The organism is Chlorogloea sp. CCALA 695 (assembly GCF_003003885.1).
Taxonomy (GTDB): domain Bacteria; phylum Cyanobacteriota; class Cyanobacteriia; order Cyanobacteriales; family Chroococcidiopsidaceae; genus Aliterella.
Window position 1 is genome coordinate 25,790 of record NZ_PVWN01000036.1, and the last position, 19,064, is coordinate 44,853.

Annotated in this window: 24 protein-coding genes; 14 read left to right on the forward strand and 10 right to left on the reverse strand. The window is 40.6% G+C overall.

From position 1 onward, the window contains the following. Position 1: 1 nt before the first annotated feature. The 7 genes from C7B70_RS16570 to C7B70_RS16605 all read right to left on the reverse strand — a co-directional run bounded on the left by C7B70_RS16570 (position 2) and on the right by C7B70_RS16605 (position 5,915). On the reverse strand, positions 2-550 hold the full coding sequence (locus C7B70_RS16570; protein WP_106370120.1) for a hypothetical protein: 549 nt from the start codon (positions 548-550) through the stop codon (positions 2-4). A 65-nt stretch (positions 551-615) separates the two neighbouring features. Further along, positions 616-1,320: a DevA family ABC transporter ATP-binding protein gene (locus tag C7B70_RS16575; RefSeq protein ID WP_106370121.1), complete on the reverse strand. Its 705-nt coding sequence runs from the start codon at positions 1,318-1,320 to the stop codon at positions 616-618. Positions 1,321-1,328: 8 nt separating this feature from the next. Continuing rightward, the gene (devC, locus tag C7B70_RS16580; protein ID WP_106370122.1) at positions 1,329-2,486 is read right to left on the reverse strand and encodes an ABC transporter permease DevC; all 1,158 of its coding nucleotides are present in this window, start codon (positions 2,484-2,486) and stop codon (positions 1,329-1,331) included. A 5-nt stretch (positions 2,487-2,491) separates the two neighbouring features. Continuing rightward, positions 2,492-3,805: an ABC exporter membrane fusion protein gene (locus C7B70_RS16585; RefSeq protein ID WP_106370123.1), complete on the reverse strand. Its 1,314-nt coding sequence runs from the start codon at positions 3,803-3,805 to the stop codon at positions 2,492-2,494. Positions 3,806-3,930: 125 nt separating this feature from the next. Next, positions 3,931-4,605, reverse strand: coding sequence for a cold shock and DUF1294 domain-containing protein (locus tag C7B70_RS16590; protein WP_233220965.1), 675 nt, complete (start codon positions 4,603-4,605; stop codon positions 3,931-3,933). Between the two features lie 257 nt (positions 4,606-4,862). After that, positions 4,863-5,087, reverse strand: a complete 225-nt coding sequence (locus C7B70_RS16600; protein WP_106370125.1) for a type II toxin-antitoxin system HicB family antitoxin — start codon at positions 5,085-5,087, stop codon at positions 4,863-4,865. A 96-nt stretch (positions 5,088-5,183) separates the two neighbouring features. Then, complete coding sequence (locus C7B70_RS16605) at positions 5,184-5,915, reverse strand: phycocyanobilin:ferredoxin oxidoreductase (RefSeq protein ID WP_106370126.1); 732 nt, start codon at positions 5,913-5,915, stop codon at positions 5,184-5,186. Between the two features lie 120 nt (positions 5,916-6,035). On the opposite strand from C7B70_RS16605, the gene C7B70_RS16610 reads away from it, so the two are divergent. Continuing rightward, complete coding sequence (locus tag C7B70_RS16610) at positions 6,036-6,281, forward strand: hypothetical protein (protein ID WP_106370127.1); 246 nt, start codon at positions 6,036-6,038, stop codon at positions 6,279-6,281. Here the strand turns inward: C7B70_RS16610 and C7B70_RS16615 are convergent. Next, entirely contained in the window at positions 6,274-6,873 is a 600-nt protein-coding gene (locus tag C7B70_RS16615) for a nucleoside triphosphate pyrophosphatase (protein ID WP_106370128.1), read from the reverse strand. The two genes, C7B70_RS16610 and C7B70_RS16615, sit on opposite strands and share 8 nt — an antisense overlap. Before the next feature lies 1 nt (position 6,874). Continuing rightward, a complete protein-coding gene (psbP, locus tag C7B70_RS16620) occupies positions 6,875-7,420 on the reverse strand; it encodes a photosystem II reaction center PsbP (protein ID WP_106370129.1) in 546 nt (181 codons plus the stop codon). 316 nt (positions 7,421-7,736) lie between these two features. Here psbP and C7B70_RS16625 point away from each other — a divergent pair, with 316 nt between their 5' ends. Then, positions 7,737-7,916, forward strand: coding sequence for a hypothetical protein (locus tag C7B70_RS16625; RefSeq protein WP_106370130.1), 180 nt, complete (start codon positions 7,737-7,739; stop codon positions 7,914-7,916). A gap of 88 nt (positions 7,917-8,004) precedes the next feature. Here the strand turns inward: C7B70_RS16625 and C7B70_RS16630 are convergent, their stop codons facing one another. Continuing rightward, on the reverse strand, positions 8,005-8,403 hold the full coding sequence (locus C7B70_RS16630; RefSeq protein ID WP_233220966.1) for a response regulator transcription factor: 399 nt from the start codon (positions 8,401-8,403) through the stop codon (positions 8,005-8,007). Between the two features lie 169 nt (positions 8,404-8,572). Here C7B70_RS16630 and C7B70_RS16635 point away from each other — a divergent pair, with 169 nt between their 5' ends. The 12 genes from C7B70_RS16635 to C7B70_RS16690 all read left to right on the forward strand — a co-directional run bounded on the left by C7B70_RS16635 (position 8,573) and on the right by C7B70_RS16690 (position 19,010). Further along, the gene (locus tag C7B70_RS16635; protein ID WP_106370132.1) at positions 8,573-9,739 is read left to right on the forward strand and encodes a cysteine desulfurase family protein; all 1,167 of its coding nucleotides are present in this window, start codon (positions 8,573-8,575) and stop codon (positions 9,737-9,739) included. A gap of 138 nt (positions 9,740-9,877) precedes the next feature. Next, positions 9,878-11,191, forward strand: a complete 1,314-nt coding sequence (locus tag C7B70_RS16640; protein ID WP_199192316.1) for a DUF3370 domain-containing protein — start codon at positions 9,878-9,880, stop codon at positions 11,189-11,191. Between the two features lie 313 nt (positions 11,192-11,504). Continuing rightward, positions 11,505-12,464 (forward strand): phosphatidate cytidylyltransferase, encoded by a 960-nt coding sequence (locus C7B70_RS16645; protein ID WP_106370134.1) that lies wholly within the window; start codon positions 11,505-11,507, stop codon positions 12,462-12,464. Next, positions 12,464-13,477: a Rieske 2Fe-2S domain-containing protein gene (locus C7B70_RS16650; RefSeq protein ID WP_106370135.1), complete on the forward strand. Its 1,014-nt coding sequence runs from the start codon at positions 12,464-12,466 to the stop codon at positions 13,475-13,477. Before C7B70_RS16645 ends, C7B70_RS16650 begins: the two co-directional genes overlap by 1 nt. Further along, a complete protein-coding gene (locus C7B70_RS16655; protein WP_106370136.1) occupies positions 13,474-14,136 on the forward strand; it encodes a 1-acyl-sn-glycerol-3-phosphate acyltransferase in 663 nt (220 codons plus the stop codon). The genes C7B70_RS16650 and C7B70_RS16655 overlap by 4 nt, the downstream gene beginning before the upstream one ends. After that, positions 14,133-14,738 (forward strand): CDP-alcohol phosphatidyltransferase family protein, encoded by a 606-nt coding sequence (locus C7B70_RS16660; RefSeq protein ID WP_106370137.1) that lies wholly within the window; start codon positions 14,133-14,135, stop codon positions 14,736-14,738. Before C7B70_RS16655 ends, C7B70_RS16660 begins: the two co-directional genes overlap by 4 nt. Positions 14,739-14,775: 37 nt before the next feature. Then, positions 14,776-15,324: a GNAT family N-acetyltransferase gene (locus C7B70_RS16665; protein WP_106370138.1), complete on the forward strand. Its 549-nt coding sequence runs from the start codon at positions 14,776-14,778 to the stop codon at positions 15,322-15,324. A 72-nt stretch (positions 15,325-15,396) separates the two neighbouring features. Beyond that, complete coding sequence (locus C7B70_RS16670; protein WP_106370139.1) at positions 15,397-16,449, forward strand: aminotransferase class V-fold PLP-dependent enzyme; 1,053 nt, start codon at positions 15,397-15,399, stop codon at positions 16,447-16,449. Positions 16,450-16,465: 16 nt separating this feature from the next. Next, on the forward strand, positions 16,466-17,221 hold the full coding sequence (locus C7B70_RS16675) for a class I SAM-dependent methyltransferase family protein (protein ID WP_146134080.1): 756 nt from the start codon (positions 16,466-16,468) through the stop codon (positions 17,219-17,221). After that, the gene (locus C7B70_RS16680) at positions 17,218-17,979 is read left to right on the forward strand and encodes a carboxylesterase (protein ID WP_106370141.1); all 762 of its coding nucleotides are present in this window, start codon (positions 17,218-17,220) and stop codon (positions 17,977-17,979) included. Before C7B70_RS16675 ends, C7B70_RS16680 begins: the two co-directional genes overlap by 4 nt. After that, entirely contained in the window at positions 17,976-18,623 is a 648-nt protein-coding gene (locus tag C7B70_RS16685; RefSeq protein ID WP_106370142.1) for an SDR family oxidoreductase, read from the forward strand. The genes C7B70_RS16680 and C7B70_RS16685 overlap by 4 nt, the downstream gene beginning before the upstream one ends. Positions 18,624-18,707: 84 nt before the next feature. Continuing rightward, positions 18,708-19,010: a hypothetical protein gene (locus tag C7B70_RS16690; RefSeq protein WP_106370143.1), complete on the forward strand. Its 303-nt coding sequence runs from the start codon at positions 18,708-18,710 to the stop codon at positions 19,008-19,010. Positions 19,011-19,064 lie beyond the last annotated feature (54 nt).

Below are 19,064 nucleotides of genomic sequence, written 5' to 3' on the forward strand. Positions count from 1 at the left end.
GCTAACAACTAATCGAATTAACTTTTGGGGAACGATTGCGAACCGTTGGCGGTTTTCGACCAATTAATATAGTTATTTTTCGCACCATCAAAACTAACTGTTGGATAAAGTTTTTATTTTGAGCTTGAAATTTTGATGACTTTGATAAGACGGTTGGAATAGGTCTTTTTAATCTTCTTTTTGTGCGTCTGCGAAGCATCTGCGATAGTTGCAACGCCTCTCTCTCTTGCTGAAAAAGGTTTATTTTTCTTGTTGCTAAAACAATTAAATCTGGTTTTTGATAATGAATGCAAGGAATAGCAAGGACTTTATCCTTAAATATCAGCCGAGTATAGCGATCGCACTTAATTTCGCTGGCGGTGACTTTTAATTCAAATACCGCTTCCTCTAATTGCTCAGATAATCGGTTGACTTTTTCAGCCTTTACTAACAGTTTTTGCCAGCCGTTAATTACTTTTTGCGGCTTTTCCCGGCTCAACGGCGATTGTAATGGCTCTATAGGACTAGAAGGCGCTGTTGTTTTTGTACCTGTACTAATAAATTCGCTCATAATAAACGGCTTTTTAACTAGATTGTCACTACAATAGTACAAATGAACTATTAAAGCAACATAAATTAGCTAGAAGCTGCACTCAGATCGGCATTACGGGTTAAATAACCATCTTCCATATCAACAATGCGATCGGCGATATCTAAAATGCGGTTGTCGTGAGTCACCATCAAAATAGTTGAGCCTTGCTCTTTAGCGAGGCGCTGCATAATTTCTACGACATCGCGCCCAGATTTTTTGTCTAAAGCGGCGGTAGGTTCGTCTGCAAGGATAAGTTTGGGATGATTTACCAAAGCACGAGCGATCGCAATGCGTTGTTTTTGTCCGCCAGAAAGGCTGTCTGGGTAGTAATTTACCCGCTCTCCCAACCCTACAGCTTGCAGCATTTCTGTAGATTTTGCTTCGGCTTGTTGTTTAGAAATGTGATCGTTTAATTCGATAGACATTTGCACATTTTGTTTGGCGCTGAGAAATCCGAGTAAATTGTGAGCTTGAAAAATATAGCCAATTTGCCGCCGCATTTGCACTAACTTACTTTCTTTCGCTCCATTCAATTGCCGATCTAAAAGGGTTAAATTTCCTTCTTGCACCGAACGCAAGCAGCCAATTAAGCTAAGTAGCGTAGTTTTCCCAGAGCCAGAAGGGCCAGTCATAATCACAATTTCTCCAGCATTAATGCTGAGATTAATATCAAATAAAACCTGTTTTTTGAGGTTTCCTTTGCCGTAGTAATGATTGAGATTTTCAATGGCAATTACAGGTTCTACCATAGTATTAATTAAAATATATCTGCCGGATCGGCAGCTTGGAGTTTGCGGACGGCGATCGCGCCCGAAGCACAACACATAATTATAGTTAAAATTAAAACGGTTATGGCTCGTTCTAACGTCATAGCTATAGGTAATAAAGTAGCATTTTTTGCCATAGCATACTGAAACATAGCAAACCCAAATCCTGGAATGTAACCCAAAATAGCTAGGATTATAGCTTCTTGAAACACTACTAATAGCAAATATTTCTGAGTGTAACCCATTGCTTTTAAAGTTGCGTATTCGGGCAAGTGGTCGGAGACTTCACTATAAAGAATTTGATAAACAATCACTGTTCCGACAATGAAACCGATAATTGTACCTAAAGTAAAAATAAATCCGATAGGCGTACTACTTGACCAGTAAGCTTTTTCAAAATCAGCGTATTCTTGTTTAGTTAAAATTTTTATATCTTTAGCCAAATAACTAATTAATTGCTGTTTAATTACGGCTGGATCTGTGCCAGGTTCTAATCTAATTAACCCGATATCAATTAATCCGCGCTGCCTTTTATCAGCAAATAACCGTAAAAAATTGCGATCGCTAGTAATTATATTCCCATCTGCTCCAAAAGATGCCCCTAATTCAAATATCCCACCGACTTTAACTCGCCTACCTGCGACTTCGGTTGCAACTACTTTTCCCTTATTAAAATCTGTAGTAACATCCCCAAATTCCGGTCTAGATCCGCGATCAAATAATACAACATCTGGCAACTTAACTTTATCTAATTTTTCTGAAACTCCAGCCAAAGCAAACAATTGATCTTTGGGGTTTATGCCAATTACTTGAATATTACGAAGCTTGCGAGTTTGGGGATTTTTCCAGCTAGTAAAATCCAAATATACCGGATGTACAGATTTTACGCCTTTTAATCCTAGTGCTTGATACAAACGCCTTTGCGAAAAAGGTTCCATTGAAAGTAAAGCATCAGATTGAGGATTAATTAAGACAATATCTGCGTCTAAACTGTCGTGCATCCGCACATTAGAATTAAACAATGCTTCTCGAAACCCAAGCTGCATAAACATGAGAATATCCGCGAAAGCAATTCCCGATAGAGCAATTAAAAGTCGAGGTTTTTCTCTCGTTAATTGCAACCATGCTAGAGGAATTTTTTTTAACATTATTTTTAAATAGTAATTGCTACCACAACTTTGGCATTAGTTAAACCAGAAACTTTCCAACTAGATTGAGAATTGAGATTAATTTTAACTTCAACGACTCTAGCATCTACATCCGCCGATGGATCGTTATCAATTATATCTTGTTTACCAATGAGCCTACCAACTTCTACAACAGTGCCTTTTAATTCGCCATTAAAAGCCCTATTATCGCTGGTAATAGTGGCTTTTTGTCCGAGACGAATTTTACCAATATCTTCTTCTAATACTTCCGCGACTACTAGCATTGAATCAGTTTTACCTAGTTCAACAATGCCATCGGTACTAATATTTTCCCCGGCTCTGGTATGAATTTTCATAATTTCCCCAGCTTGGGGCGCGGTAACATAAGTTAAAGCTAAATCAGCTTGAAATTGCCTTACACCAGACAGGGCGCTATTGACTTGCGCTTGAGCTATTTGTACATCTACCGGGCGAACTTCAACAATTTTATTTAAAGTAGCTCTTGCTTCATTAATTTGCTGAGTTGAAGTAGCTATTGCGCTTTCCCTAATTGCTCTAGCTTCAATTAACTGCTGTTGAATTGTATTTACTCTTTCAGTTCGTGTAGCTTGACTTTCGTTAACTTGCTCCGTTGTCGTTACTGCACTTAATCGTCTGCGTTCTAATTCTTGGGCAGAAATAGCGCCATTGTTATACAAATCTTGATAACGTTGTAAATCGCTTTGAGCGTTGCTTTGCTCGGCTTCGGTACGCGCTACCGTTGCTTGGAGAGTTTCATTTTGCCCTTGGAGTTCGGCTTGCAAACGCGCAATAGTAGCATCGTTGGCTTTGATTTCACCGCTCAACTGAGCTTGCAAACGTTCAATTGTTGCTTGTTGGGCTGCGATTTCCCCGGTTTGCGCTCCAGCCTTGACTTTAGCTAGATTAGCACGGGCAACTTCTACTTGTTGTTTTGCCCCGTCCAAAGCCGCCACCGTGCGATCGCGATTGTCTAAAATAGCTATTACTTGTCCAACAGACACTAATTGTCCTTCTTTTACCAATATTTTATCAACTCTTGCTCCCATGCCTTGAGCAGAGGTTGGTGCAGACACCTTAATTACTTCTCCTTGAGGCTCTAATCTGCCTAAAGCGATGGCAGATTCAATTACAGGGGTAGGAATTGCTACAGGGGTTGTAGGGGCTTGTGGTTGCAGCTTATTAAAAGCTATCGCACCAAGGGCGATCGCACTGGCGACAGCTAAACCTATCTTCCAGCGATTTTTGGGCTTTAACTCTGATTCTGCTTTTCGTATTGGCTGTTCGATCGTTCTAGACATGGCGATCGCATCTCTATAAATTTAAAATATTATTCCTCAAATTTAAAAATACAACTTATGCTAAGTATCTGCCACTAAAGTCATCTATTACCGATAAATAGTGCATATTTTCTAGTTTGTCGTGCTTACCTGCTAGAAATAATATTGAGAAATGCTTTGCTCAAAGTCTTATCGAGGAAAAGCCAATCGAACCAAAACACCATGTGAATTGAAGAAATTGCCCAAAATACTTGTTGATAAGACTTTTTACTACTTTTATGACGAAGTCTGCGCTGGGCAACAAAAGCACCTAACCAGCCCCCTGCAAATTCGCATAGATGGAGCGTTTTCTCAGAAGTTCTCCAACCGCCTCGTTTTGCACGAGCCTTATCGTCAGCGTACACAGCAAAAGTTATCAAACTCATTATCGGATAGAGAATAAGCGGGAGTGGATTTGCCATTGTCAAAGCCACATGAATTGAGCCAGTTAAAGGCAGAATTGATAGCAGCAATAGCTCCCATACTGGAAACGAAGACGTAGATGTAGTGCGAGATTTAGAATCAAAGGTCGAATTTGACTTAATCTTAGCTCCCAAAATAAAGGCATTGTCCGCACGAACTTTGCCATCTTTTTCAACTACAACATAGTAGTAAATTGTGTCATCTGTTTGCGGACGGCGAGTTGCATCTTTGATTTGCGAGATGTGCAAAAAAACTTCAGGACTACCATCAGCAGGTTGAATAAAGCCAAAGCCGCGCTCGTCTATCCATTTTATGAGTTGCCCTTGGCGTTGACTATTTTCCATAAAGTAACTATACATCTCACCTCTAACCAGTATCTTTCCCTACCGCGTCCTAATTAATAATTACGATGCAAAGTCTTGTCTTAAGTTGCTGTCGGGTCTGGGACTTGAAGATCCCGGTAGATTTTACGGGCGAGAAAATTATTTATTTCACGATGACGCGGAATTGTTGAAACTCTTTGAGACAAACGATTAACATAGATCGCAGTTGTTGCCTCCTTCTCTCAAAAATTCGCAACCGTGAGCCTCAATATGGCAGATCAAATCTAGACGCTTCATGCAACGGACAGAAAAACAGACTCTTTAATCGCATCTTGTCCTTGGAGCTGTTCTTCAGCAAGGAGGCGATTAGCTTCTATAACTAGCCCAATAGCTTCCTCTAGATTTATTCTGGCTTCCTCTAAAGAATCTCCTTGCGTGTTAACTCCAGGCAATTCTTCAACAAAGGCAATATAGCCTTCTGCAACTTTCTGAAACACCTTTGTTAATGCAATTTGCACGAGTTTACCCTGTAATTTTTAAGGCAATTGGATCAAATATACTCTTGCTGGAATCTGTTAGTACAAGTCATGTCAGAGATAGAAATAATTTGATCGCTAACATTCTGGCAAATCAAACAAAACGGTAGTCATGTAATGTTCTGCCCATTGGTTGCCGAAAGCTTTTTCTAAAACTCTCCGAGTTTTGTCATTTTGTTGCTGTTTAGTACAATAATACTGTTGCGCTGCAACAATTTCGGCTCTCTTTTCGCCGCTTTGAGGTTGGGATGCGATCGCATTTTGGCAATGAATAGCTAAAAATGCCTCGACTCGCTGCACAAACATCTGTTCTTCTTCAGGGGAACCAGGACGCACGAAAATACAAAACTCGGAAAAAATATCCCCCCACTCAGGCAACTCGCGGTTATTACTAAAATTAATAGTAGGTAAGGTTTCTATTTGGGTGCTGTATTCGGGAGTCGTCAAGCGTTCGGCATTTAAAGGCGATAAATCGGCGATCGCGGCGCTAATTTGTCCCCTTCCGCCTACTAAGTCGCAACCAAACATCGGTAAGGCGTATTCGGGGCGCGGAAACATCACGCAATGCAAGATATCAAGCATTGTTCCAACTTTGGCAAGTTCTAAGTGCAGCTTACGAAACTGGGGAGTTTGATAGCAGAGGTTTTCAATTACTAACTTTTCCCCTTCTAGCTTTCCTTCTACATACCCTAACTCTGCGGGCATGGGGTACGGTGATAAGTCTAAATATTTCTGCCAGCTACCTTCTATGACATTAGCTAATTGGCAAATTAAAGGGTGTTGTTGCGATCGCAAAGAAGATGATGACATAGTTGTTTTTTAAAATTGCGGTACTAAGTAAAGTTATTTAACACTTATGGCTGTACAACTTTGATTATCTGTAACGTAGAATACAGAAAGAACGATTTAGTTGTGTAATGGGAAGAAACGATGCAAGTAACTTACTACCAGCCAAACTTTTGTATTTTACCTGTAGGACAAATAGACTGGTCAACTAAAAATAGCTGCGACTTAACGCTTACGCCCGACACCTGGGTACATTTATTAAAATTGCCCAGCGAATATAGTTATGACGAAGCACTACTATTGTGTGATCTGGGCGAAGATAAGTGGGTGGCGTGGGTTCCCAATTATGGAGAAACGGTATTAGATGCCCGTGATTTTTATCCTACCTAGCTTGCCAAAAATCTGTAACATCGTAATCTAACTGTTCTAGCATTTGCCGCAGTAAGGGCATACTTAAGCCAATAACGTTAGTATGGCAGCCAAAAATTTTTTCTATAAATAAGCTGCCATAACCTTCTAAAGCAAAAGCCCCAGCACATTGTAGCGGTTCGCCTGTAGCTACATATTTGGCAATGACGCGATCGCTTATCTGAGCAAAATAAACTTCTGTCATCTGCGGATAGCTAACCGTCCGATTTTGCACTAAGTCTATCAAAGCATGACCTGTATAGAGTTCGCCGACTTTACCGCGCATTTTTTGCCACCGGGCGATCGCTTCTGAGGGGTTTGCAGGTTTTCCATGAATTTCCCCGTCTACTAACAACACCGAATCGCAACCCAAAATTAACGCCGATTCAAATTGCCCTGCTACTCTCTCGGCTTTGCATTTAGCGAGAACTTCGACCAATTCGCGCGGATCGCTTCTTTGAATTTGCGACTCATCAAAATTGCTAACACTTACTACAGGGTCAATTCCAGCAATTTGTAGCAAGCGGCGACGGGCGGGAGAGGCGGAAGCAAGGACAAACTGGGGTAAAGGCATATTAATAAACTAAGAAAGAATCAACTACTGATTCAAACTGAGTTTGAACTTTTTGCCAACGTTTTTCGGGCGCAGAAGCATTGAAAGTATAGAGTTTGCCACGACTAACAGCGACACTAGCTAAATTGTGGCGTTCTTGATTATTGGGAAGTTTGACAGCAAACTCTAAAAGGTAGTATTTTTTGCCTTTTACTTCTCTTGAGGCGGCGTTGACAAGTTCTGCTTCGCGTCCAGAATCAGGAGGTGCGATCGCACTTTTGCTTAATTTATACCCTACCTCTGTCGGAGTTCCAAGTTCTGCTAAAGTTTTACCATTAGCAACGGGACTAACTACCACTGATACATTTTCGCTAATTTCAATCATATCGTGGAAAACAATATCAGCACCGTTAGACACCTTTACTGGAAGCCAGCCGTTAGGATACAAAAACTCATAGCCACGGGTTGCATCCACATAGCTTTTGAGTCCTGCCCCGGCGGTGGCACAACTTGTTAAATTAAAAGTAACTGCTATTACTAGCAAAAAAGCGGCAATTTTTTTCAACATAGGGGATTACACGCCAAGGAGCGTATTTTGATTGCCTCAATAGTATAAAGAACTGTGCGATCGCACTTCCAACCAAAAACGCACTTTGCTATCGAGTACCGAGTTAAATTGGTTTCATCCTACAAATTTACCAAAATCAACTTCTATCCAGCATATTGAGGCAAGTTTCTATAATCACCCCAAAAACTCCAATATATTTATTTTTTCCTAGGCTAAAGATTTTTTGCCGACTCCAGGCTAACTACAGCGATTTAAGTAGGCAGCAAGTAGCTAACAGCTTATAAAATAAGATTATTGATTACTGGAAATAAACACAATGGATACCCAAACCCTTAAAGACAGAGTTGCTTTAGTTAAAACCAAGCGCGAAGAATTGCTAACTTTACTAGAACAGCCAAATTTGGGCAGTCTGAGAATTGATGTCAACCAAGCTTTAGAAGAAATGGACGACTTGATTGATGAGTTTAAGCGTACCTTTCCTGGAGAAGTCTATTAAATTAGCTTATTTATAGATACAATGAATTTCACGCTGATGGTTAAGGAATTTAACTTGTCAGCGTGATTTTTTTAGATTCTGCACTTTTTTAATGGTTTGGTACTTTAGCCCCTAATTCTCTAACTAACTTAATTAGTTCTAGAGTGGGTGTATCTTTTTTACAAAAAGCATCTAGACAAGTAATGTTGCTTGTTTCTTGAAACTTAGGGTTTTCTAAAGAAGAATAAGCAATAATCTGAGTAGATGGATCGATAGTTTTTATTCGGCTAGAAGCACTCCAGCCATCCATTACAGGCATTTGCAGATCGAGAACAATTACGTTAGGGTGGTAGCGTTCTACCATTTCTATCGCTTCTTGTCCGTTACTAGCAACACCTACTAATTCGATGTTTTCCTGTCCACTTAGGGCAAGCTTGAGGCTAAAACGAGTTAGTTCGTGATCGTCGACTACAAGAACGCGCAAGGTACGGGGGCGACAAGACAACATTAACATCCAAATGAATTAAAAGTGATTAATTACTTATTTTCTTTATAGTCTAAATTACTGTTTACTCAATCGTATCTATCTTGTGGTTGAATAAAATCTAGACTTTTGATGTATTTTGAGTTGTGATTAAAGAAATTTAAGTGAAACCTTTATTAAAAGAGCAAAAACTTTGAATAATCGTCCTATTTATCTAGATTGTCACGCTACGACACCTGTTGACGAACGAGTATTAGCGGCAATGCTACCATATTTCACAGAGTATTTTGGCAACCCATCAAGTAGCGGTCATATTTACGGGTGGGAAGCGGAAGCTGGGGTAAAACAGGCGAGAAATACCTTAGCTAATGCTATTGGCGCATCCCCCGAAGAAATAGTATTTACCAGTGGCGCAACTGAGGCTAACAATCTAGCAATTAAGGGGATAGCGGAAGCTTATTTTAGTAAAGGGCAGCACATCATTACTTTACAAACCGAGCATAGCGCCGTATTAGATCCTTGTAACTATCTGCGAGGACTTGGTTTTGAAATTACTATTTTGCCTGTCCAGTCAGACGGAATAATTGACTTAGAGGTTTTTCAGCAAGCTTTGCGTCCAGAAACAATTTTAGTATCTGTAATGGCTGCTAATAACGAAATTGGCGTTTTGCAACCTCTGGCAGAAATTGGGGCAATCTGTCGCGCTGCGGGGGTATTATTGCATACAGATGCGGCACAAGCGATCGGTAAAATTCCGCTAAATGTCGAGTCAATGAATATTGATTTGTTATCAATGACGGCGCATAAAGTCTATGGCGCTAAAGGTATAGGTGCTTTGTACGTCCGTCGGCGCAACCCTAGAGTGCAACTATCGGCACAGCTACACGGAGGCGGACACGAGCGTTCTAGGCGTTCGGGGACTTTGTACCCACCGCAAATTGTCGGGTTTGCCAAGGCGGTAGAAATTGCTTTAACAGAGATGGAAAGCGAGACTAAACGTTTAACAGATTTACGCCAAAACTTATGGCGACAGCTTAGTAAGTTAGAAGGAATACATCTTAATGGTCATTCTACCCGAAGATTAGCAGGCAACCTTAATATTAGTGTAGAAGGTGTAGATGGAGCGGCTTTATTATTGGGATTACAGCCAATAATGGCAGTTTCTTCGGGTGCTGCTTGTTCTAGTGCAACTATCGCCCCATCTCATGTTTTGACAGCCTTGGGACACTCCGAAAAACTAGCTTATGCCTCGGTGAGGTTGGGAATCGGGCGTTTTAATACTGCTACTGAAATTGATATAGTAGCCCAACACTTAACTGCTACTATTTCTAGTTTACGGCGGCAAACTTCCCGTGTTTAAACTATTTCTAATTACCATCCCCAGAAATTAATGCTTTGTAGTCAAAGCAAAACTTTTATGAAAAATAGTATAAAAAATTTTGATTTGCTTAAGTATCCGGCGCTCGCATCTTTAGCAATAATACTGCAAGTTTCGCCAATGCCCAAGCTAGTTTTTGCCCAAACAACGCCTAAAGAGGTCGTCCAATCTCAATCAGTTTTACCATTACCAGGCAAACTAGACAATATTCCGGTATTTAATAGCAATAGTCCTGAAGGAGTAAAAGCTGATGGCATTCTACTATCGACTTTTCCCGCGACGGACAAAAAAGTACCATCTGCCCATCTCAACTATCCATTAGAAGGGCGGTTTGATTTATTTGCTCACCATTTCAGCTACTATCCCAAAGATTCACAGACACTTTATTTGGGGATTATTGTTAATAATCCAGGGAAAAAGCCTGTAACTGTAAATGTTTTAGCCGCCGCTAGTTATTTGTTACCAGAAGCACCTTATGTCACTTTATTCTCTTACTTAGAAAATGATGACGGTAAAACTTATTCTGGTCCAGGCGATCGCGCTGTAAGCAATGTATTACGAGGTGTCCGTCAAGCTGGTTTTCCTCAAAAGCTAGTAATTGCCCCAGGGGAAAGCAAAATGTTACTAAATTCGCCGATTCCCGTCCGCGATTTAGTTAAAGCTGTTAATGGGCGATCTACACTCATGCAGCTAAATAGTAGCGGCAAAGTTTATATCGCAAGTCTAGCAATGTTTGCCAAGCAACAAAGCGATCCAGCGCCGAATTTAGCCCAATGGGAGCAATTACTAACTACAAGTAGCCTTTCAAGTCCCCGTGACAAAACCCCTACCCCTCCCGAACAAACTAGCGGTCAATTAATCTACGGTAGAGTTGCAGGTATATCGCAAGGTTCGCAATGGAAAGCAACTCTTGCAGACAATCCCCAAGCTAAAAACTTGACAATTCCTGCCCCAGGAAAAGCTATTTCCTATGCTATAAATACGCTCATTGGTGGCAGATTAGGTACAGGACAAGTGCAAACAGCCAAGATGTTAGCCCGATATCCTGATACCGCCTATGAATCTCATGGGAATTACGGCGTTCTTTACAATCTTTCAATTCCTTTAATTAATTCAACTCAAAAAGCTCAAACAGTAACTTTAACCCTTGCTACGCCCTTAAAAGAAGACAAACTGAGTCAAAAGGGCGCGCGTTTTCGCCAACCACCCTTAGATTTTCCCTTTTTTCGGGGTACAGTCCGCTTGCGTTACAGTGACGACAACGGTAAACAACAAACGCGCTACGTGCATTTGTGGCATCGTGTAGGACAAGTATTAGATCCCCTAATTTCCTTAAAAATGGCTCCCTCAAGCCGCCGTATGGTGCAGCTAGAGTTGATTTATCCTCCAGACTCCACCCCGCCGCAAATCCTAACTATTGGTACTTTGGAGTAATAGTAAATTGTCTCATCGGCGATCGCCTTTATAGGGAAAGTTCTCAGTTAGGGCGATCGCAACACAATACTTAGTCCAAACTAGCATTTTAACCTAATACTTTTTACACACCTTATAGTTGCTATTTTGTCAAGCTTAATAGTGGTAGCTGTAAATATTGGCATACTACTTTTAAGTTTGTAGCAGTAACTAAATATATTTATAAGTATCAGCTAAATTAATAGCATTCTGGAATTAGCAACACAGGGTTTGTATTTAAAAGCAAACATTTAAAAAATGGCTGCAAATACCGCCAATATTGACTTGACTAAATATGAACAGTATAAATGCGATCGCCCAGTCATTCAATTTGTTTGAATTAATTAGGAATAACATTACTAACAACTTTATTCCTTTAGCTTTCTACTCTAGTTTGGCGGCAATTGTTTATTCATTATTAGGTATTTTTATTTGGCTGAAACCTTTAGAAGTAGCAAAGAAACCTTACTTAACTTGGGCGATTTTGTTACCTGTAATTTTTATACCTTTGTGGCTAGGTTCTGGTGCATGGGCGATCGCAATTACGTTGATTTCTATCTATGGTTTTAAAGAATTTGCCCGTAGTACAGGACTTTACGAGCATAAAGCTTACTGTATTGTTGTAGATATATTAATTGTGGGTTTGGGATTGGGTGCGGCTTTTAATCAATACGGGTTGTTTATGGCGTTGCCAATTTGGGGAATAGCCGGAATTACGACTTTACCTATACTTACCAATCAATCTAAAGGTGCGATTCAACACATTTCTTTAGCCGCGATTGGACTAATTTATTTTGGTTGGTTCATGGCACATATTAGCTTTTTAAGTCAGTCAAAATATGGTTTAGGTTATGTTTTATTTATGGTGTTAGCGACTCAATTTAACGACGCTTTAGCTTTTTTATGGGGTAAGTTATTCGGTAAAACAACTTGGACAGAGATATCGCCCAAAAAGACTGTAGAAGGCTCAATTTTAGCTTTAGTGTCGAGTATTGCGATCGCATTTTTAAACTGGCAAATCGCTTTTCCTCATTTTCAATGGTGGTTAGTGGGAATAATTGGTTTAATAGTAGGTATTGGCGGTCAAATTGGCGACTTGGTAATGAGTGCCTTTAAACGCGATTTGGGGATTAAAGACTTTGGCGCACTTTTACCCGGACATGGCGGAATTTTAGACAGAATTGATAGTTTGCTGTGGGTTGCGCCAGTATTTTTTCATACAGTCCGGTTTTTTCATGGAGGCTTTGGCTACTAATGCAAGATGTTCGTCAGTGCAGCCTCAATCTCAATTATTGGTGGACAGTTGCCCATCTTAAGAATTTTTCGCGTAGTGGTATTAAAGCGGCAAAAGTGGGAACGATAGAATTAGTTGTTGTCAAGGCTAATAGTAGCTACAGCGTCTTTGAAGATGCTTGTCCGCATAAACGGGTGCGCTTAAGTAAATTTGGTCGCCGCGTCGGAAATAAACTTGTTTGTAGTTATCACGGCTGGAAATTTGCCCCTAGCGGTCAGTGTACCGATATTCCGGGTATGGATATGCAAAAGCAATTTTGTCTTAAGTCCTATCCCGTTAAAGAGTATGGCGGCTGGTTGTGGGTGTTTTTAGGCGATGAAAAGTTAGTCGATTCTGTCCCGTTACCAAAAATTCCCCCAGTTCATAGTCAGCATTACCATCCGATTCCGATGCAAGGAGAGGTTGGCTGTCACTTTAGTTATATTACTGAAAATGCGACGGATTTATTTCATGCAGACTTGCACCAAAGCGCCCAACCTTGGGCAAATCCCAAATTATTGTCTTTAAAAAGTAACTTGCGGACTGTAAACGCCATCTATGAAGTAGATACCCCTAGACTACTTGCAGCGTTGATTTCTCATCCTGGTAAAAATCGCGTTCATGTAATGTACGAGTACCCTTACTTTCATTTATGGTCAGAAGATGGGGCATTTTATCTATTTGTAGTTTATGTTCCCACGGAGCCACAACGAACCTGGGTTTATTCAACATTTTACTTTCGCCATGTGTGGGGAATGCCTTGGATTTTAAAATTGCTGCATCCAATTTTAGATAAAGGTACATTTCGCCAAGTGTTTGCCGAAGATATCCGCGCAGTACAAGAAGAACAACGGGCTTATAACTTACATAGTCAAGACTTAAGCCGCGAAACTAATCCTGTTTCTTATGCAGTCCGCAAAGTTATCTTAAATCAAACTGACGGACAACAGCCTTTAACATTAGAACCTTTTGTTTATGAGGGTAAACCCGTATGAAATTTGATTATGTCCCGGCGGTGGATTTGGGAGATCCTTTAACTAAACGTTTGGGGAGTTATCCTCGCGTACCAGATTTAACTTGGGATACTTTGCGACTTTGTGGTAGTTGGCTTGCGGTTACTTTATTAAGGTTGCAATATCGGCTAACGGTAAAAGGGCAAATTCCTACTGGCGATCGCATTGCAATTGTAGCAAATCATCAATCCCACCTAGATACCATAACTTTACTGGCTGCAATACCTGCCAAAATCCGCCATCAAATTGTTGTATTAGCCGCCGCAGACTACTTTTTTGATAAAGTCAATCGGGCATTAGCAGCCTCATTATTGTGTCAAGCCGTAGCTTTTGATCGCCTCAGCGTCATGGAATTGCGACAGTGGCGAAATCGCCTCAAAGCTGCAACCTCTGGCTGGATTTTGTTTTATCCCAGTGGTAGCCGCAAAAGTTGCCAACTTCAACGCGGATTATTAAAACTATTGCTACAAGAAGGCTGGACAATTTTACCCGCACATTTGGCGGGAACTAAAGCTGCTTGGTCAATTGAAGCGCGGTGGTGGAAACCATTTCAGCATTTAGAAGTTACCTTCGGAGAACCTTACAAGGGTAACGATTTAGATTTGTTAGTTACTCAACTTAAACAAGATTTATTTTTATGACTCCTAAACTCGATTTGGGCTTGTATCAGGCTAAATACTCATTACGGGCTTTACTAAGGAAAATTCCTGGAATTGATCGACTATCACCCAATTGGCTATCGTGTTCGACGATTATTCCTGGTTTAGCTACAGCTTATTGTTTATATCAAGGCTGGTGGATTGGGGCGGTAATTGCGATCGCATCTCGAATGTTACTTAGTACCTTAGATGGTTTAGTCGCCGAAGAATTTGATAAAACATCGCCATTGGGGGCTTATCTCAACCGTTTACCCGGAGAAATAACCGATTTACTAATTATTTTGGGTTTATTTCCTCACGGTCAACTTACATGGATTATTACCTTAATTATCCTCACAAGCTGGGTACAAACGTTTGGATTACTTGGTTTAACGGCGGGAAGCAAAACCCAATCGGTAGGGCCTTGCGGACAAACTGACCGACTGGCAATTATTGCGATTAGCTGCATTGTTGCGGCGTTTAATTTTCCCATCTGGCAATATGTGATTCCCGGAATGTGTATCGGTTGCGGATTAACTATCTTGCTAAGGATATTTCGATCTATCCGCGATATTACTAGCAACCAATCGCTTACTCCTGTTTGAAGTAGTTTGTTAAATGCGAACAAGAGCTTAATTGAATATGGAAATTATTACCAAAAGATTTCTTTTACGAGACTTTATTGAGGAAGATGAGCCAGCGTTTTTTGCCTATCGTGCCGATCTGCGCTATGCAGAGTTCTGTGCGCCGGAGGAAGTAACACTGAACTATACTCAAAAACTTCTGCACCTTTTTAATCAATGGGCAACGGAAAACCCTCGCTACAATTATCAGCTTGCTCTAGTTGATCGCCGCAATCAAGAACTAATTGGCTGTGGCGGACTGCGCCAGGAAGGTTACAGTGCAGATATAGCAGAACTAGGCATTGAGTTAGCATCTCAATTTTGGGGGCGTTATGCCTACGCTATTGAGGTAGCAAAAGCTTTGATTGAGTTTGGTTTTCACAATCTGGCTGTAAAGGAGATTCGAGGCGTTTCTGTCAGTGCAAATTTGCGAGTTACCCGTTTAGCACAACGGTATGGATTTATTGCCATTGGCACTCGTCCTAGTCCTAATTGGATGAGCGATCGCTCGTGGAGTCAAATCGAATGGCAGCTTACGCGCGAATCTTGGGAGAATCTAGCCATCTAACGCTTTGGGTAACTTACTATAAAGCGCGATCGCGCGGATCAAAGATGACCATTTCCTAGTTATAAAAATTTAATGATTCCCGGAATTACTTACCTAAACTGGGCAGGACTTGCACCTTTAACTGTGAAAAGCTATATGCACAGCCTGTTCGCCCCCGAACTTATGGGCAATATTCTTTTACCAAACTGGGTTAAACGAGTCGATAAGCTGAGAGAAGACGTTGCTTTATGGTTGGGTTGTCACAGCGAACAAGTTGCCTTTGTACCTTCTACTAGCATGGCACTAATGATCGCAGCCCATAGTCTAACTTGGCAAAACGGCGACACCATCCTTTATCCAGCTAATGATTTTCCCGCTAATGTTTTACCTTGGCAGAGTTTAGACCGCTTTGGAGTTGAAGCGCAAGCCGTGCAAGACTGGGCGCAACCTTGGGATGAATCTGTAAAAATGGTTAGCATTTCCACCGTTGACTTTACAACTGGGATAGAACAACCTTGGCAGCAAGTTGTACAGCAAGCAAACGCTAAAGGTATTTGGACTTGCGTAGATGCAATTCAATCGGCGGGAGTTAAGCCGAGTTGGTGTCCTGAGATTGATTTTTGGTGTGCGGGAACGCAAAAATGGTTAGCTTCTGGTTTGGGATTAGCTTTATTGGTGCTTAGTCCTAGAGTTTTAAGCCGATTATCTGCACCTTTTCCTACTTGGCTAGGATTAAATCAACCGCCTTTAGTTCATTCGGGAATGAGTAAAACTGCGCGTGGTTGGGAATTAAGCTGGTCTTCTCCCCAGGCGATCGCCCGATTTGAAACTAATCTTAAATACTTTCAATCTTCTGGTTGGGAAAATATAACTCAAGGTGTCAAACAACGCCGCGATTATTTGCACGAACGCTTGTTAGAAATGGGTTGGAAAGTTGTATCTTGTCCCGAAAGATGGTCTGGTCTAGTTTGTTTCGATCCAGGCTTAGGACAAGCGGAGTTAATTGTTAAAGATGGCTATAAAAAACGCATTATTACCGCCCAACGTGGCGAATATGTCCGTTTATCACCGCATATTTTTAACTCAATGAATGGTTTAGCTAAAACTGTTGATTGGCTATGGAAATGCAAGCTTAAATACCGCTAAATCACCCCTAAAAGCTATGAAATATCAAATTTTACGTTTTTTACTCAAAACTGTTGGTAAACTCAGCAAAGGTATTAGCTTAGGCTGGAGAACAGGCTTTGATTCTGGCGTAATGCTGGAGTACGTCTATGAAAATAAGCCCCAAGGAATTACGCCATTAGGGGTATTAATTGACCGGATCTACCTATCCAATAAAGTTTGGGATGGAGTGCGATCGCGCCGTCAAATGTTAGTAAAACAACTTAACAATGCAATTTCTAATTACAACCATCCTCAAGTTTTTGATTTAGCGGCGGGTGTCGGTTCTTATTTGTTTTTATTACCTTTTGACAAAGCCACAATTATTGCTGGCGATTACAATGATGAAGCTGTTACCCAAGGCAAAGCAAAAGCTACTACTCAAGGGCGTAGCGATATTGTTTTTAAACATAATGATGCCTTTAATTTATCTGCTTTTGCCAGCCAAAAAGCTAATATCTTAGTTTCCTCTGGATTCTTTGACATTTTGACAGAAGACGAGCAAATTAAAACAGTTTTAAATAATGGTTCATCTATCACTCAACCCGGCGCACGATGGGTTTTTACTATTGAAGAAAATCATCCAGATTTGAAACTATTGCAAGAAAGTTTAGTCGATCTAAATCAAAAACCTTGGAAATTAGTATTACGTCCAGCGCAACAATTAATCGATTGGGCAAAACCTTACGGATGGGAACTAGAAACCCTCCAACGCAACGATTATTTTGCTGTAGGAACAATGGTAAAAAGATGAAATTAAGCAATCAACCATTTTTATTAGAATCTACAGGCGATCGCGCTTGCTTACTTTTGCATGGCTTAGGTGGCGGTGTATATGAGATGCAGCTATTAGGAGAATATTTATACAAACGCGGTTTAACTGTTCAAGGTATAAATTACCCAGGTCATGCGGAACTTATGCCTAAAATGCCTGCTTCTAAGTGGCGAGAATGGTACGAACACATAGAAGAAACTTATCAAAAGCTAAGTTTAAAATATGCCAGTGTTTCAATAGTAGGATTTTCGACAGGTTGCCCTTTAGCATTGTATTTAGCAGCTACAAATCCTGTAGAAAACTTGATTTTACTTAGTCCTTTTTTAGCAATCAAACATGAGTGGTATTACTTACTAAAACCCGAAAGTTATCTAGCCTCAGTAGGTAGATTAATTAATGATGTACCTCGATTGAAATTGCCAATTAGTGATAAAGTTATGCGAAAAGCTGCCGAAGAAGCTGCTTTTTTTAAAACCTTTAATTTACCTACAGTTAAAAGCGCGCTGGAATTGATTAATACAATCAAACCATTGTTACCGCAAATAGATGTACCAACATTAATTATTCAATCGCTAAAAGATACCGTAGTCGATCCTAATGGTGCAAGAATAATTTATCAGCAACTTGGCTCTAAAGAAAAAAAACTTTGTTGGTTAGAAAAATCTGATCATATTATTTTGTTAGATGTAGAGCGCGATCGCGTAACTCAAGAAATTAACGACTTTCTCTTGCCATGAAAACCGCTTGGGTGACAGGTGCTACAGGGTTTTGGGGGCGTAATGTAGTAATGAGTTTATTACGGCTAGATTGGCGTGTAGTGGCGCTAACGCGATCTCCACCAGAAGATTTGATAGTATGGGCGCGATCGCAAAACAAAGAATTAGTATGGCAACATTGCGATTTGCGACTTTTACAATTGCCAGAATTAGAGACACCATCAGCATTATTTCACTGCGCGGCAGTTTTTGACACTTTAGAAACAATGATGCAAGTAAATGTCATAGCGCCTATTCAGCTAATTGAAAGTGTTTTACCACAAATGCAAGCGGCTGGTGAAGGGAGAATCGGTATATTTCTGGGTCAAAATGGGCGAATTGGATTGCCAAATTTGGGTCATTTTAGCGCTACCCAGGGCGCTATGTGGACTTGGGCGGAATCTCAATCTCGCACATTAGCACCTTTAGGGAATGTTTCTCTAAGCTTAGTATTTCCGCCTCGTGCGCCTTCAGATTTGCAAGGAAAACTCGCAGAAAAATTAACCAAGCCACCAAAATTATCAACTCGTCCAACGGCTGACGATTTAGTTAAAAACGTATTATTAGGTCATCGCTGCGTAGGTCGTCGTCCTGTACTTGCAGGGATTTCAACTTTGTTGTGGTAGCGAGGTACGATCTATGTTGGTTGCAACGCAGCATTTACTAAGCAATAACAACTAAAATCTGTATATATCGTTGGCAAAAACTTTATGTCTCTGCAAGAAGCCAAAAAACAAGCTTTCAATTTATCGGTGAGTGAGCGACTTACTCTAGTAAATTTGATTATCAAATCGCTTCAAAGCGAACTTAACAGTAAAGTAAACCATATAGAGGAACAGCCATCTGCTTATATTTCTGATAATTTGCTTAGAGATCGTTTAGGTACAGAACGAACAGCTTTAATTGATCAAATGCGTGGATTATTGAAAACGGATAAAGCTGCTCCTATAGATGCTGAAGTCCAAAGTATGTTGGAGGAACGATTGGTAGAGAGTGTGCGATTCGTTGGTTAGTAAATCACGGTAAACAGTCCGTACATAACTAACCCAGCCAAGACTCCCACATCT

What these genes read in the sequence shown, in the direction of transcription:
- C7B70_RS16575 (WP_106370121.1), bottom strand. Translation starts at nt 1,320, where the DNA reads ATGGTAGAACCTGTAATTGCCATTGAAAATCTCAATCATTACTACGGC.
- C7B70_RS16660 (WP_106370137.1), top strand. Translation starts at nt 14,133, where the DNA reads ATGACTCCTAAACTCGATTTGGGCTTGTATCAGGCTAAATACTCATTA.
- C7B70_RS16670 (WP_106370139.1), top strand. Translation starts at nt 15,397, where the DNA reads ATGATTCCCGGAATTACTTACCTAAACTGGGCAGGACTTGCACCTTTA.
- C7B70_RS16615 (WP_106370128.1), bottom strand. Translation starts at nt 6,873, where the DNA reads ATGCCTTTACCCCAGTTTGTCCTTGCTTCCGCCTCTCCCGCCCGTCGC.
- psbP (WP_106370129.1), bottom strand. Translation starts at nt 7,420, where the DNA reads ATGTTGAAAAAAATTGCCGCTTTTTTGCTAGTAATAGCAGTTACTTTT.
- C7B70_RS16655 (WP_106370136.1), top strand. Translation starts at nt 13,474, where the DNA reads ATGAAATTTGATTATGTCCCGGCGGTGGATTTGGGAGATCCTTTAACT.
- C7B70_RS16590 (WP_233220965.1), bottom strand. Translation starts at nt 4,605, where the DNA reads ATGTATAGTTACTTTATGGAAAATAGTCAACGCCAAGGGCAACTCATA.
- C7B70_RS16685 (WP_106370142.1), top strand. Translation starts at nt 17,976, where the DNA reads ATGAAAACCGCTTGGGTGACAGGTGCTACAGGGTTTTGGGGGCGTAAT.
- C7B70_RS16665 (WP_106370138.1), top strand. Translation starts at nt 14,776, where the DNA reads ATGGAAATTATTACCAAAAGATTTCTTTTACGAGACTTTATTGAGGAA.
- C7B70_RS16680 (WP_106370141.1), top strand. Translation starts at nt 17,218, where the DNA reads ATGAAATTAAGCAATCAACCATTTTTATTAGAATCTACAGGCGATCGC.
- C7B70_RS16625 (WP_106370130.1), top strand. Translation starts at nt 7,737, where the DNA reads ATGGATACCCAAACCCTTAAAGACAGAGTTGCTTTAGTTAAAACCAAG.
- C7B70_RS16605 (WP_106370126.1), bottom strand. Translation starts at nt 5,915, where the DNA reads ATGTCATCATCTTCTTTGCGATCGCAACAACACCCTTTAATTTGCCAA.
- C7B70_RS16630 (WP_233220966.1), bottom strand. Translation starts at nt 8,403, where the DNA reads ATGTTGTCTTGTCGCCCCCGTACCTTGCGCGTTCTTGTAGTCGACGAT.
- C7B70_RS16690 (WP_106370143.1), top strand. Translation starts at nt 18,708, where the DNA reads ATGTCTCTGCAAGAAGCCAAAAAACAAGCTTTCAATTTATCGGTGAGT.
- devC (WP_106370122.1), bottom strand. Translation starts at nt 2,486, where the DNA reads ATGTTAAAAAAAATTCCTCTAGCATGGTTGCAATTAACGAGAGAAAAA.
- C7B70_RS16675 (WP_146134080.1), top strand. Translation starts at nt 16,466, where the DNA reads ATGAAATATCAAATTTTACGTTTTTTACTCAAAACTGTTGGTAAACTC.
- C7B70_RS16610 (WP_106370127.1), top strand. Translation starts at nt 6,036, where the DNA reads ATGCAAGTAACTTACTACCAGCCAAACTTTTGTATTTTACCTGTAGGA.
- C7B70_RS16650 (WP_106370135.1), top strand. Translation starts at nt 12,464, where the DNA reads ATGCAAGATGTTCGTCAGTGCAGCCTCAATCTCAATTATTGGTGGACA.
- C7B70_RS16645 (WP_106370134.1), top strand. Translation starts at nt 11,505, where the DNA reads ATGAACAGTATAAATGCGATCGCCCAGTCATTCAATTTGTTTGAATTA.
- C7B70_RS16570 (WP_106370120.1), bottom strand. Translation starts at nt 550, where the DNA reads ATGAGCGAATTTATTAGTACAGGTACAAAAACAACAGCGCCTTCTAGT.
- C7B70_RS16640 (WP_199192316.1), top strand. Translation starts at nt 9,878, where the DNA reads ATGCCCAAGCTAGTTTTTGCCCAAACAACGCCTAAAGAGGTCGTCCAA.
- C7B70_RS16585 (WP_106370123.1), bottom strand. Translation starts at nt 3,805, where the DNA reads ATGTCTAGAACGATCGAACAGCCAATACGAAAAGCAGAATCAGAGTTA.